The 13,782-nt window shown below is 49.4% G+C and carries 14 protein-coding genes, 2 tRNA genes and 1 rRNA gene; 3 read left to right on the plus strand and 14 right to left on the minus strand.

Going from position 1 to position 13,782, the window contains the following annotated elements:
- From L4C36_RS06295 to L4C36_RS06350, 12 genes are all read right to left on the minus strand, one after another.
- Positions 1-122 (minus strand): 16S ribosomal RNA (locus L4C36_RS06295); the annotation flags it as partial.
- Positions 123-570: 448 nt separating this feature from the next.
- On the minus strand, positions 571-1,617 hold the full coding sequence (locus L4C36_RS06300) for a LacI family DNA-binding transcriptional regulator (RefSeq protein ID WP_428476947.1): 1,047 nt from the start codon (positions 1,615-1,617) through the stop codon (positions 571-573).
- Between the two features lie 65 nt (positions 1,618-1,682).
- Positions 1,683-2,429 carry a chitin disaccharide deacetylase gene (gene chbG, locus L4C36_RS06305; protein WP_428476948.1) on the minus strand — a complete coding sequence of 249 codons (747 nt, stop codon included), beginning with the start codon at positions 2,427-2,429 and terminating at the stop codon, positions 1,683-1,685.
- A gap of 77 nt (positions 2,430-2,506) precedes the next feature.
- Positions 2,507-3,820, minus strand: a complete 1,314-nt coding sequence (locus L4C36_RS06310; protein ID WP_428477059.1) for a 6-phospho-beta-glucosidase — start codon at positions 3,818-3,820, stop codon at positions 2,507-2,509.
- Between the two features lie 11 nt (positions 3,821-3,831).
- Positions 3,832-4,140, minus strand: a complete 309-nt coding sequence (locus L4C36_RS06315) for a PTS lactose/cellobiose transporter subunit IIA (protein WP_428476949.1) — start codon at positions 4,138-4,140, stop codon at positions 3,832-3,834.
- Between the two features lie 60 nt (positions 4,141-4,200).
- Entirely contained in the window at positions 4,201-5,535 is a 1,335-nt protein-coding gene (locus L4C36_RS06320; RefSeq protein WP_428476950.1) for a PTS sugar transporter subunit IIC, read from the minus strand.
- Between the two features lie 111 nt (positions 5,536-5,646).
- Entirely contained in the window at positions 5,647-5,955 is a 309-nt protein-coding gene (locus tag L4C36_RS06325) for a PTS sugar transporter subunit IIB (RefSeq protein WP_428476951.1), read from the minus strand.
- A gap of 632 nt (positions 5,956-6,587) precedes the next feature.
- Positions 6,588-6,673, minus strand: a tRNA-Leu gene (locus tag L4C36_RS06330).
- A 68-nt stretch (positions 6,674-6,741) separates the two neighbouring features.
- Positions 6,742-7,599 carry a PA4780 family RIO1-like protein kinase gene (locus tag L4C36_RS06335; protein WP_428476952.1) on the minus strand — a complete coding sequence of 286 codons (858 nt, stop codon included), beginning with the start codon at positions 7,597-7,599 and terminating at the stop codon, positions 6,742-6,744.
- A gap of 207 nt (positions 7,600-7,806) precedes the next feature.
- Positions 7,807-7,892: transfer RNA gene (locus L4C36_RS06340), tRNA-Leu, on the minus strand.
- A gap of 150 nt (positions 7,893-8,042) precedes the next feature.
- Positions 8,043-8,423 (minus strand): hypothetical protein, encoded by a 381-nt coding sequence (locus L4C36_RS06345; protein ID WP_428476953.1) that lies wholly within the window; start codon positions 8,421-8,423, stop codon positions 8,043-8,045.
- A complete protein-coding gene (locus L4C36_RS06350) occupies positions 8,386-8,589 on the minus strand; it encodes a hypothetical protein (RefSeq protein ID WP_428476954.1) in 204 nt (67 codons plus the stop codon). Before L4C36_RS06350 ends, L4C36_RS06345 begins: the two co-directional genes overlap by 38 nt.
- Positions 8,590-8,815: 226 nt before the next feature.
- Here L4C36_RS06350 and L4C36_RS06355 point away from each other — a divergent pair, with 226 nt between their 5' ends.
- The gene (locus tag L4C36_RS06355) at positions 8,816-9,310 is read left to right on the plus strand and encodes an RDD family protein (protein ID WP_428476955.1); all 495 of its coding nucleotides are present in this window, start codon (positions 8,816-8,818) and stop codon (positions 9,308-9,310) included.
- Positions 9,311-9,398: 88 nt separating this feature from the next.
- Here the strand turns inward: L4C36_RS06355 and lptG are convergent, their stop codons facing one another.
- Complete coding sequence (gene lptG / locus L4C36_RS06360) at positions 9,399-10,469, minus strand: LPS export ABC transporter permease LptG (protein WP_428476956.1); 1,071 nt, start codon at positions 10,467-10,469, stop codon at positions 9,399-9,401.
- Complete coding sequence (lptF, locus tag L4C36_RS06365) at positions 10,469-11,569, minus strand: LPS export ABC transporter permease LptF (protein ID WP_428476957.1); 1,101 nt, start codon at positions 11,567-11,569, stop codon at positions 10,469-10,471. The genes lptG and lptF overlap by 1 nt, the downstream gene beginning before the upstream one ends.
- A gap of 194 nt (positions 11,570-11,763) precedes the next feature.
- Here lptF and pepA point away from each other — a divergent pair, with 194 nt between their 5' ends.
- Complete coding sequence (gene pepA / locus L4C36_RS06370; RefSeq protein ID WP_428476958.1) at positions 11,764-13,272, plus strand: leucyl aminopeptidase; 1,509 nt, start codon at positions 11,764-11,766, stop codon at positions 13,270-13,272.
- Positions 13,273-13,324: 52 nt separating this feature from the next.
- A complete protein-coding gene (locus L4C36_RS06375; RefSeq protein WP_428476959.1) occupies positions 13,325-13,777 on the plus strand; it encodes a DNA polymerase III subunit chi in 453 nt (150 codons plus the stop codon).
- The last annotated feature ends 5 nt before the right edge of the window (positions 13,778-13,782 follow it).

The following is a 13,782-nucleotide window of genomic DNA, read 5'->3' on the forward strand; positions in this document are numbered from 1 at the left end:
TTACTCACCCGTCCGCCGCTCGTCAGCAAAGAAAGCAAGCTTTCTTCCTGTTACCGCTCGACTTGCATGTGTTAGGCCTGCCGCCAGCGTTCAATCTGAGCCATGATCAAACTCTTCAATTAAAAGTGTTTGCTGCTATAAATAGCGGCTCAATGAAAAACTGTGTTGTTCATTACCGAAGTAACGAACGAATTGACTGTGCCAAATCATAAGTAAACTTATCATTTGTATTGGTCACTCAGTATCATTGATAATTCTTTTGTTGACTATCATTTCACGAGTGCCCACACAGATTGCATGGTCAAATTGTTAAAGAACAATACTGACTTACGTTGCCGGCTAGCGCCGCTGTCCGTGTCAGTGAGGTCGCATTATAGAGATATTGATCACATTGGCAATAGTGAAAATGCCATTTTTTCACAAAAAAAGCGCGATAGACCAAATATAAACCAACGAAAACAAAACCCGCTCAAAAAACAGACACGAGTTGTCTCTTTTATCTGTTCTCGACGCCATCAATTCCCTAATGTGCAATCAAGGATTCTCATTTATACCGATTAAGCCGCAACGTTAATTCACCAAACTTGAATCCACTAAATCAGGACGTAAACACAATGCCGAGGTACTTACTTGCGTACTGCTGCGCACACGAAGTTCAGGGGTGAAACACCGTTCACCTTGCGTCTCTGCATGGCACATTTGATCCATCAGCAATTCAACAGCTGAACGCGCCATGTCGCTAATAGGAAAATGCACAGCGGTGACGGCCGGATAAAGACTGGCACACAGATCAATGCTGTCAAAACTGGTGATCGCGATCTGATCTGGTATCGCCACCTCCTGCTCATGGAAGAATTGTACTGCTCCCATCGTCATCTCTTCGCTGCACGAAAATAACGCGGTCATCTCTCGGTTGAACTGATAAAGCTGTTGCGCCGCCACATAGCCACTCTGGCGTTTATAATCCCCCTCGACAGTCAGCAGCGGATCCCGTTCTATCCCTGCCGCCGCTAGGGCCTCTATATAGCCTTGATAACGCAGCACGCTGCTGACCCGGTTCTGAGGTCCTGTAATACAACCTATGTTTGTATGCCCTTGCGCAATCAAATGATTGACGGCTATCTTCCCCGCCAGTTGATGATCAAAGGTCACGCAGCGGGTTTCAAGCCCCGGCACACAACGGTCCAATAACACAAAAGGCGTCGGTTCGGCCGCGAGCGCCCTTAATTCGTCATCACTTAAATGACGGCTATTGAGCACGTACCCCTCACACCGCAGCTCATGAAAACGTCGAATCGCTTCCCTTTCTCCTTCAACACAGTGATGCCCCTGAGCGGTGATCAAAAACTTATTATGATGATCCAACTCCGATTGCACCTTATCCATTAACTCACCAAAAAAGCCGCCCGTATAATAGGTCACCAACAGTCCGGTCATGTTGGTCGAAGCGGTCGCCAATGAACGCGCAATGGCACTGGGGCGGTAGTTCAGTGATGCCATAGCTTGTTCCACCTTACGCCGCGTATCTGAACGAAATGTGCCTTCACCATTAATGATCCTTGATACTGTAGAACGATGGACACCTGCCAAGGCTGCAACATCCTTAATACTCGCCATATTTCTCTCTTCCTTTCGTTCTATACTTCTGGCACTCAACGCCACGGCTGTTTTTTCTCACGGGATTAAGCATAACGGGAGAGTGCAGAATAGTCCGCAATCCGTATCCCGAATTCGTTAAGCTGCGCCATTAAGCGCGTATCCGTTAAAATAGCCCGTTCTTGCGCCCGCTCATGGCTATAGCCACTCATCGCCACTAACCCATCATCCACATAGGCGGGATGACACATCACTTCTAACACATCGACTTCCCCCTGATACTGACGAGCTAATGCGATTACGCCTTCCACACTGAGTTCTCGCCCATAAAAGCGGTCAGTAAAATGGTAACGACACGATGACAACGCCCCACCGACGACGCCTGTACCGCGCAAGGGCACCTGATAATGGCGCGCGATGGCCTGAATGACAGGTAATATCTGCGGGTGAGTATGTGCGTGATGATGACTATCAATATGACTCAATGGCAGACCATGTGCGAGAAATGTCGCTATCTGTGCCATGGCTTCATCGGCAACCTGCCGCTGACAGATATCGGTTTTCTTCATCAATACACTTTTATCGACAAACAGCCCGTTGTCATCAATGAGCGTCGTCGCCCCGTGACTCATCGGGACACCAGCCGTAAAACGCAAATGCACGCCGACCTTCAATTGCGGCGTGGCCGATGCCAGCGCAATGGCGTGTGACTCTGCCGCCATCCCGACCATGAAGGTCGTCGAACGCACCACCCCGGCATCGCATGCATTGATAATTCCACGGTTTATCCCTTCGGTTAATCCAAAATCATCCGCATTAAAAATAATCTGCATGATAGGCCTCCTCTATATAAGAAGCGGGGATCCGACTACCGCCAGATCACCGCATTGCACGATATCAGGGAGAAAGACTACTGACGAAACTGCGGCAGGTAGTCGTGATTGGTTTTCAGGATTTCATCCAGAATCAACTTCGCTCTGGTAATATCGGGCACTAACGGGTTATTAGCGAGCGCCATCAAGCCTTGGTCATAACTCCCATGAACAGCGGCCTCAACCGTCAACTGTTCATAGGCTTTTACTTGGCTGATCAATCCCGTTATCGCCGGACTTAATGCCCCCACTTGTAAAGGCCGTGCCCCCCAACTGCCTATCACGGCACTGCATTCAATCACCGCATCATCCGGCAAACAGGCAACAGTACCGTTGTTACGTACATTCACGACATGAATGGTTTTTAAATCGTTATAAATGGCATCGACCAGATTCAACGAGGCATCCGAATAATACGCCCCTCCCCGCTTTTCAAGTTGCTCTGGCTTCTCTGCCAGATCTTCATTCTGATAAAGATCAAACAACTCTCGCTCTGTGATCATCACTTGCTCAGCACGGGTGCCTTCATTGAAGGAAGCCGCTTTCTCTTCTGCCAGCATGGCATCCGGTTGATAAAAGTAACGGTGATAAGGACAAGGAATGGCGCCCAACGCGTGGAGAAAATCCGGATCCCACGGCTCTTCACTGATGTTTTTCATGGTGTAACTGGCACCATCCCCCACTTTCTCCAGCACCTCAGCCGTAATGTCCTGCCCTTTCAGCCACGCGCGATGCGCCCACACCAGATGGTTTAAGCCCACGCACTCCAGTGACAAGTCTTCCGGCACACAATCCATCATCTCCGCAATCATCATCTTCATGGAGACAGGCACATTGCACAGTCCCATGGTGTTGACCTTCGTATATTTCTGTACCGCTTCCGTCACCAAGCCGGCAGGGTTGGTGAAATTCAGCATCCAGGCATTCGGTGCCAGCGCTTCAATGTCTTTGCAAATATCGAGGATCACCGGGATCGTCCGCAACGCTTTCGCAAACCCACCCGGCCCTGTCGTTTCTTGTCCGATCACATCGTATTTCAGGGGAATACGCTCATCATTGGCGCGGGCTTGTAGCCCTCCAACGCGAAACTGCGTCATCACAAAATCAGCATTTTCAATGGCCGCCCGTCTATCCATCGAGGCGCGAATCACAATATCCGCCCCCGCTTTGTCGACCATTCTGCGGGTCAGGGCTTCGATGATCGCCAACTTTTCTTGCCCGGCTTCAACATCGACAAAATGCATTTCTTTGACCGGAATACGGTCAAGGCGCTTGAGTACCCCTTCCACCAACTCCGGTGTGTAGCTGCTGCCACCGCCAATAATGGCGAGTTTCAGTGACTTTTTTGTCATCATCTCGCCCTCTACTGCGCCTTGTTGTCATACATAGCGACCATTTCACTCACCAATTCATACGCCAAAATGGTGGTCATCAGGTGATCTTGTGCATGCACCATCACCAAGGTCATTTTGACTTTGCCTTCCCCTTGATCTTCTTCAATCAACTGGGTTTGAATCAAATGCGCGCGATTTAAACACGCCTTCGCTTGTGTCAGTCGAGTTTGCGCGTCTGCCTGCTCGTGTTTCTTTGCCAAGGCAAGCGCTTCATAACATAGGCTGCGCGCTTCACCCGCATTCACGATGATTTCCATTACAACAGCTTCTTGATCCATGTCATTTCTCCTTAAATGAAAGCGGGGCAACGGACGTATCCGCTCCCCTGTGAGGTAACGTTATGCGGGCACACCGGTGCCTTGGGGGATGCGTGCTTTTTCTTCCGTTGCCGCCACGCCGGCTTCCTGATCAAGCAGTTGCTTTTCAAACATTTTGAAAAAGGGTAAATAAATAAACAGGTCGAGGATCAACAAGCCCACCACCAAAATGACCGGCGCCAGTGTCCACCCCGCCCCCCACGATGCACCGATCAATGCCGGGGTTGTCCACGGTGTGGTTGCCACACCCATGCCGACAAAGCCCGTATGCACCGCGATATAAGCAATGATGGCGTTGATAACGGGGGCAAACACAAACGGAATAAACAACATCGGATTCAGTACGATCGGCGTACCAAAGATGATCGGTTCATTGATTTGGAAGAAGCCGGGCACCGCACTCATGCGCCCTAAACTGCGCAAGTGTGCAGAACGGCTAAACGCCATTAAAATACACAAGGCTAACGTGGCACCGGAGCCACCAATGAAGATATAAAAGTCCCAGAACGGCTGCGTGAAGATATTCGGGATCGGCTCGCCGGCCACAAACGCATCAATGTTCGCGCCAATATTGGTCAGGAAGATTGGCGATAACAAGCCCACCACAATCGCGGCACCATGGATCCCCGCAAACCACAACAGTTGCGACACGATAAGGGCGCCAATAATGGCCGGTAATGAGTTCGATGCGCTGATCAGCGGCTTAAACATCTGCATCACCGCATCGGGGATCAGCATGTCATGCTGCCCCTGCACAAACAGGCTCAGCGGATAGAGCGTGACAAACACCACAAGCACCGGGATCAGCATTTCAAACGAACGGGCAATGGCAGGGGGGACCTGCTCCGGCATGCGGATCGTAATGTTGTGTTTTTTCAAAAAACGGTATAGTTCAACCGCAAAGAAGGCGCAAAGCACGGCCGTAAATATCCCCGTCCCGCCCATGTGAGCCGTCGGTAAGCCACCCTCGCCGGCTGGCGCGGCCACGAGCAGAAAGCACATCAACGACAAACAGGCACTGGTGATCCCATCCATTTTATAGGCGCGGGCCAAACTGTAGGCCACCCCTAAAGAAACAAATATCGTCATGATGCCCATCGACATATTAAAAGGCATCATGATCGTATCAAAATGCGTTTTCGATAAATCCAACCATGCACGCGCAAAACCGTTTTGGGTATCTTCCGCAAAAGGCGGAAACGCAAAGATCAATATAAAACTACCGACAATAATAAATGGCATTGAAATAATAAAGCCATCACGCATCGCTCTTACATGTTTCTGGGTTCCTATTTTTGCTGCCATGGGGGCGATATTTTTTTCAACAACACCCATGACTTTTTCATAAAAGCTCATATAACTCGTCCTTTTTTAAACAAGCAGTCCCGTTCCGCACAAGTCTGCGCAGATAACTATATTTATCAGAGAGGGGGGAACCCAATAAATATAATCAGGTTCCAGGCGTGATTATTCCGTCATTAATGCAAGCGCCTGCTCAAGCACTTCATCGCCTTTCATCATGCCGTAGGCCATCGGCGAGATAGCATCGACATGTTTCCCGTACGGCAAGGCCACCTTTCGTAACTCTTCTAATTGAAAGCGAACTTGAGGCCCCAGCAGACAGACATCAAACTCTTTAATCGCATCTTCAAACGTACTCACTGACTGCGCCTCAATATGGCATTCCATGCCCCGTTCATCAGCCGCTTTACGCATTCTTTGCACTAACATGCTTGTTGACATACCGGCACTGCAACACAATAAAATCTTCTTCATTTCATTCTCCAGCGTTATTTTTACGTTATTTAGTTCATACACAAAGTGTATATAAATATGAGGCAAACCAAAAGCGCAACCGGTTGCATTAACGTGAGGAATATCTCACCGCAGCAAGAAAATGCGTTTATCGAATATAATAAAAAACAATCAGAATAAATAAATGTTGTTATCAATAACGTAATTATTTCCACGTTTATAGATAGATTACGATCATCGGCACATTGAAATGAAACAAAACATTAAAGATATATTTAGATCGCAAGAACACTCACARTTATCACGATTAGTACTTTTATTTTATTTTTCGACCTCATTGTGCTCACAATGCATGACGGTATTCACTCATTAACAGAGTCATTCTGATGTTATTTTTCTCATGTCATTAAACCTTATTCAATAGCAATATAAATAATTTCACGCGATCATCAGCACGATAAAATAAAAATTCAATAAACTTCAGCGAAAAATATTACCGAGATAAATAAGGGAGAAAGTAGGAATATGAAAGAAGCCTTGTGGATCAAGCAGGGGTGATTGGCGCAGGTCTTTGGACTGGTAATCTGCGTGACAGATCGAACCTTCAGATACAACAAAGCCCCGACTTTCGTCGAGGCTTTATCATTTAAATATGGTGCCCGGGGTCGGACTTGAACCGACACGGTTATTCACCGGCGGATTTTGAATCCGCTGCGTCTACCGATTTCGCCACCCGGGCATGTGCGGCTCATTATACGTATAGAACGATGATGTGCAAGCACTATCCGCAATAATTATAAAATTAAGTTAATCAGTGTCTTGTTCTTCAATCAAGCGGGCTTTACGCAACGCCGCTTCTTCCATAACGGCATTGATTTCTGCCATTAGGCCATCAATATCGGCGTCTTCGTCACTTTCTGCAAACTCTCCCGTTAACACGGTGTCAGGGGTCAACTCTCCGGCTTCGAACAGTGCCCACATTTCTTTCGCGAACTGCGATCCCAAAAGTTCAGACGCATATTGGCCATAGTAATTCGTCATGTTTCTCACATCACGCTCTAGCATCCATTTGGCATTATTGTTCGCAGAGGCATCAACCGCCTGCGGTAAATCGATGATCACCGGACCTTGATCATCCACCAACACGTTAAACTCAGAAAGATCCCCATGTACAATACCGACACAAAGCATGCGCGCCACATACTTTATCATCACGTCATGGTCTTTTAACGCCTGCTCTTTCGTCAGGCTGACATCATTCAAACGCGGGGCCACCGCGCCTTCATTATCAGTGATGAGATCCATCAACAACACCCCATCAAAGCAACCGTAAGGCCTTGGTACACGCACACCGGCTTTCTGTAAGGTCGACAGCGCATCCACTTCCGCTTGCTGCCACACTTTTTCTTGCTCATCTTTACCGAACTTAGAGCCTTTTTCCATTGCGCGTGCGCGACGGCTATTACGCACTTTGCGGCCTTCACGATACGCCACAGCCTGCTTAAAACTACGTTGTTCGATTTCTTTATAGACTTTCGCACAACAGATCTCTCCTCTGCTGCGCACAACATAGACAGAGGCTTCTTTACCACTCATTAATTGGGATAACACTTCGTCAATTAAACCATCATCAACAAGTGGTTGTAGTCGCTGTGGGATTCTCATTGCACCTTCATTCTTTAAATTAACCGTTAAAATCAGCCTCTTTCACTGAATAGATACCCATTTTCGAGTACCGCTCATTGAGAGAATGATTGGATGATACCATCTTTGAGTTAACGCTTTTAACAAACAATAAAGCCGAGTGGAAGAAAGGGGGGACGCTAGATACAACAAAGCCCCGACTTTCGTCGAGGCTTTATCATTTTAATATGGTGCCCGGGGTCGGACTTGAACCGACACGGTTATTCACCGGCGGATTTTGAATCCGCTGCGTCTACCGATTTCGCCACCCGGGCTTATGCGGACGATTATACGTATCCATCGGGCATTCGCAAGCTTTTATCCTTAAGATTTTCCACTGAATTTACCGTTCGCGCAACATTTAACCACAAGCTAAATTTTCGTGTGCATTTTATACGGCCGTGCCACTTAGTACGGCTTGGGGGCTAGCGAAAAGTCCGCCACAACAACCTCGGGAGGACACTCAACCAGTAGGCTTTTTGTTGCGTTGRGACAGAGAAAGGGAGCCATCGACGCGAAGGATAAGGCATCACGATTAATGCCGCGTGTGAAGGAAGCGTAATGATCAAGGTGTAAGGGGACAGCACCCGCATGACCGTGGCGGCTTGCAGACGATACCGTCCTGACACTTGTCGGTAGAGCCGAAAAACATGCGAGAGCTGCAGCGGTGTGGTGAGCTGTAAAGTCACCGTCTGCGCATCCGCCGATAACGTCAACGTATCGGCGTCCACATCCAATGTCACTGTCCCCTGAAAATGAAGCACGGATTCAGTCAAGTGTGCGCCCACGAATACTGATACTGCCATTCACGGTCCACGTGGATTTATCGGACTTCTCCCCCGCCCCACTCGGTACACCGATTTCGACATTGTCAAAATCGTAGGTGAGTTCCGCATGGCGCTCTGTCAGCTTGTCATACAGAGCACCGGCGAGTTCAGGCCAGTTCGTTGTGTTGTCGTTTGCATCCGCCATTCTGTTTCTCCTGTGTGAGAGTCATTCACCTGTTCTACTGGCTGTTGCGGCATCGCGATCACTTTGAGCCATGCGATCCACCTAACAGTCTCCTAACTATAGTCACCGTCACTGGGCTCGCTGCCTTGTAGGCCTCTCATTTACAAGACACTTCCCATTCACCCTAACTCCGGAAGTTGTTACACTGACCCCGCGACCCCCTCACTGATGACGTTTGGAAGATAAAGTGAAAAAGAAACCACAACAGGAAGTGCCTTCCCACAAAGAATACCCGAGCCTTTTCCGCCGCCTTGGCGCCTGGTTCTACGACAGTTTAGTGATTGCCGCCGTCTTAATGCTCGCCGCTGGCGTCGCAACAGGGCTGATGCTATTGCTTGAGCGCGTTGGGCTGGTAGATACCACCGGCTATCTCGATATCAGCGCCTACATGACACAGCACCCCGTCGTCGGCATGATCTACACCGTGTACTTGGCTGTGGTCATCATTGGCTTTTTTGCCTACTTCTGGTGCAAAGGCGGCCAAACGCTGGGCATGCGCGCTTGGAAGCTGCGCCTGCAAAATAAAGACGGCAGTAATATTCGCGTGACACAGGCAATGATCCGCATGGGCACCTCTGCCTTTGGTCTGGGGAACTTGATGGCGCCAATCAGTCAGACTAAACAGTCGTTTCAGGACATCATGGCGGAATGTGAAATGGTCGTTTTGCCCAAAGTGAATTGATACAACGCAGCAAAATGCCAGATGGCAGGATCAAAAAAGGAGCCTTTCGGCTCCTTTTTCATACGGATTTTGCTGTCTCTGCGGGCGCTTACAGCTTCCGTCGCAGCAAATAGAGGGTAATGGCTAAGAACACCATACTTGGCCCTAATGCACCAATAATAGGGTGTAAGCGATACACCATACTCATCGGCCCGAACAGTTCATTGGAAATGTAGAACGCAAAACCAAAGATCACCCCAGACAAGACACGCGCACCCATGGTCACCGAACGCAATGGCCCAAACACGAACGACAACGCCAACAACATCATGACGGCAATCGACACCGGCTGCAGCGCTTTACGCCAAAATGCCAACTCGTAACGGGAGGCATCCTGCTTGGAGGCTTTGAGATAGCTGACGTAGTCATACACCCCCGACAGTGACAATTCTTCCGGTTTCACTGTCACTACCGCCAATTTATCCGGCGTTAATGCGGTTTTCCAAGGCAGCACAGCCACTTTCTCATCCGTCAGCTGCACCTTACCCATGTGAGTAATGGTCACGTCTTTCAGTTGCCAGCCTTTCTCGGCATTGAACTCGGCAGATTCCGCAAACGTGGTTTCAGTGAGGGTATTTTTATCGTCAAACTGCCAGATATTAATGGCATACAGTTCTTTCTGCTCATGGACACGACCAATATAGATAAAATCGTTATTGTCCTTCGCCCATACCCCGCGTTGCACCGATAGCATGTTGCCGCCTGATGTCCAAAAGGCGCGCAATTCACGCGCGGCCTTTTGCGCTTCTGGCGCGCCCCACTGGCCCAGTAGCATCACCATCAGCATCAACGGCACCGCCGTTTTTAATACCGATAAACCGATATCCAACTTAGAAAAACCGGCTGCCTGCATCACCACCAGCTCAGAGCTAGATGCCAGCATACCCAGACCAATCAAGGCCCCCAGTAACACCGCCATCGGGAAAAACATTTCAATGTCACGCGGCACACTCAGTAACACATAAATCAGCGCTTTCCACAGATCGTAGGTGCCATCGCCCACTTTACGTAGCTGCTCTACATACTTAATGATGGCGGATAAACCGACCAAGGTAGAGAGCGTTAACGCCGAGGTCGAGATAATCGTACGGCCAATGTATAAATCCAGAATCTTAAACATTAACCACGTCTCCGCATTTTTTCACGCAACTTACGCGCCGGAAGCGTATCCCACGCATTGAGGCCAACGGCCACCAAGAAAATCACAATATTAATTGACCACAAGCCGATAAATGATGGCAAAGCGCCATCTTCTACCCCTGATTTACCGGCGCTGATCGCCAAGAAGTAGGTCAGGTAGATCAACACTGCCGGCACCAATTTGGCAAAACGGCCCTGACGCGGGTTCACCGCCGACAGCGGTACCACCACCATGGTCAGTAACGGAATACACAACACTAACGACATTCGCCACTGAAACTCGGCTTTCGCCGCTAATTCCGGACGCTTCATCAATTCCAGTGTCGGCATTGCGTCCCAATCACGGCGCTTCTCTCGTACGGCACGCTGGCCAATCAACGCTTGATAATCATCAAACTCGGTGATCGAATAATCCAGACGGGTCGGAATGCCCTCGTAGCGCGCGCCGTTTTTCAGATCCAAGATCTGACGGCCGTCTTTTAGCTCACTAACGTAACCACGATCGGCCACCAGCACACTCGGGCGTAGGGTGTCTTTCGCGGTTAGCTGAGCGACGAAGACCTTCTCTAACCGGGTACCGCTGTCAGTGATATCATTGACAAACACCACACCTTTGCCATCCGGTGCGGCTTGGAACTGGCCTTTTACCAGCAACTCCAACCCCGAATCGGCTTCTACCTTCTCCATCACCTGCTCGGTTTTTTCCACCGACCATGGCGCTAGCCACAACGCATTGAACGCGGCAAAACCCCCAGTAATGAGGGCCAGACACAACGCGGCTTTGATCAGGAATTTGTTGCCAATCCCGGTCGCGTTCATCACGGTGATCTCACTTTCCGCGTACAAACGGCCGAAAGTCAGCAGGATCCCGATATACAAACTGAGTGGCAACATCAGCAATGCCATTGACGGCATATACAACCCTAACAGGGTTGCGATCAGGTCACTGGGGATAGACCCCTCTGTCGCATCCGCTAGAATGCGTATGAATTTCTGACTGATAAAGACAAGAAAAAGAACAAAGAGCACTGCAAATTGGCTTTTTAATGTCTCACGCGTCAAATACCGAACAATAATCACGCTTTAATTACCCATAGAAAACTTGTTTTTTTGCTGGAATCACTATAATTTTTCGGTTAGTTAGTTATTTTTTAATCTTTCGGTTAATTGTTAACCTGCACTTTAATCCTATACCGAATCTGCGGTCCAGCAAGTAAGTGCGGCATTATCTAACATTTAGCTTTAATTGTCTTTATTAGGATGTAGGAGTACGCATGGAGTTCAGTGTCAAAAGTGGTAGTCCCGAAAAACAGCGAAGTGCCTGTATTGTCGTCGGTGTTTTTGAACCACGTCGCCTTTCTCCAATCGCCGAACAACTCGATAAGATCAGCGAGGGCTACATCAGCTCGCTACTGCGTCGTGGCGATCTAGAAGGTAAACCTGGCCAAATGCTGCTGCTTCACCATGTACCAAACGTATTATCAGAGCGTGTATTACTGGTTGGTTGTGGTAAAGAGCGCGAACTGGATGAACGTCAGTATAAACAAATCATCAAGAAAACGATCAGCACCCTGAACGAAACCGGTTCAATGGAAGCGGTCTGCTTCCTGACAGAACTGCACGTGAAGGGCCGCGATACCTACTGGAAAGTCCGTCAGGCTGTAGAAACGACCAAAGACAGCCTCTACACCTTTAATCAGTTTAAGAGCAATAAGCCAGAAACGCGTCGTCCGTTGCGTAAATTGGTGTTCAATGTACCGACCCGTCGTGAACTATCTCTGGGCGAGCGCGCCATTTCTCACGGTCTTGCGGTTGCCTCTGGCGTGAAAGCCGGTAAAGACTTGGGCAACATGCCACCGAACGTTGCAAACCCTGCCTACCTCGCGTCTCAAGCCCGCCGTCTGGCTGACGATTTTGAAACCGTCAGCACCAAGATCATTGGCGAGCAAGAAATGAAAGAACTGGGCATGACCTCTTACTTAGCGGTCGGTCAAGGTTCGAAAAACGAAGCCATGATGTCGGTCATCGAGTACAAAGGCAACCCCGATCCTAACGCGAAGCCTATCGTATTGATCGGTAAAGGCCTAACGTTCGATTCAGGCGGTATCTCTATCAAGCCATCTGCACAGATGGATGAAATGAAATACGACATGTGTGGCGCGGCCACCGTCTTCGGTGCCATGAAGTCACTGGCCAAACTGAACCTGCCAATCAACGTGGTTGGCATCCTGGCTGGCTGTGAAAACATGCCAGGTGGCGGTGCGTACCGTCCGGGCGACATCCTGACCACCATGTCTGGCCAAACGGTTGAAGTGTTAAACACGGATGCAGAAGGTCGCTTGGTATTGTGTGATGCCCTGACGTACGTTGAACGCTTTGAGCCTGACTGCGTGGTTGACGTGGCAACCCTGACTGGCGCCTGTGTAGTGGCATTGGGCCATCACATCAGTGGTTTGCTTTCAAACCACAACCCACTTGCCCACGAGTTGATCAATGCCTCTGAGCAAGCGGGTGACCGTGCATGGCGTCTGCCAATGAACGATGAGTACCAAGAGCAACTGACGAGCCCGTTTGCCGATATGGCGAACTTGGGTAGCCCAGGCGCTGGCACCATCACCGCAGGCTGTTTCTTGGCGCGTTTTGCCAAGAAATACAACTGGGCCCACCTGGACATCGCCGGTACCGCATGGGTCGGTGGCAAAGACAAAACAGCAACGGGCCGTCCGGTTCCATTGCTGGTCCAATTCCTGCTCAACCGTGCTGGCCTAGAGAACCTCGAATAACAATGACAACAAGGGGGCCCATTGGCCCCCTTGTTTTATTGGAGTAATCACAATGACTCATGCTACTTTTTATATTATCGATGAAAAGCATTTGGCCGCAGACAATGACTATGCGTTGCATTTCGCTTGCCATCAAGCAGCCATGAGTTACCGTCAGGGACACAAAGTCTACCTGCTTGCAGAAAGCAAACACCAAGCAGAACAGCTAGATGAGTATTTATGGCAACAGGAACCCGATAACTTCGTGCCACACAATTTGATCGGCGAAGGCCCACGCGGCGGTTCACCGGTTGAAATTGGCTGGCCCGGCTTACGCCACAGTGGGCGGCGCGGCATGCTGATAAATTTGAGCCAAGAGGCACCAAATTTTGCCGTAACCTTCTCACAAGTGGTAGACTTCGTTCCTTGCGATGAAAAACTCAAGCAGTTGGCACGGGAAAGGTATAAGCAGTACCGACAAGCCGGTATTCAGCTTCAGACCGCCGCTGCCCCTGATACGCCCTAATTCCA

Source organism: Photobacterium japonica, assembly GCF_050337005.1.
Taxonomy (GTDB): Bacteria; Pseudomonadota; Gammaproteobacteria; order Enterobacterales; family Vibrionaceae; genus Photobacterium; species Photobacterium japonica.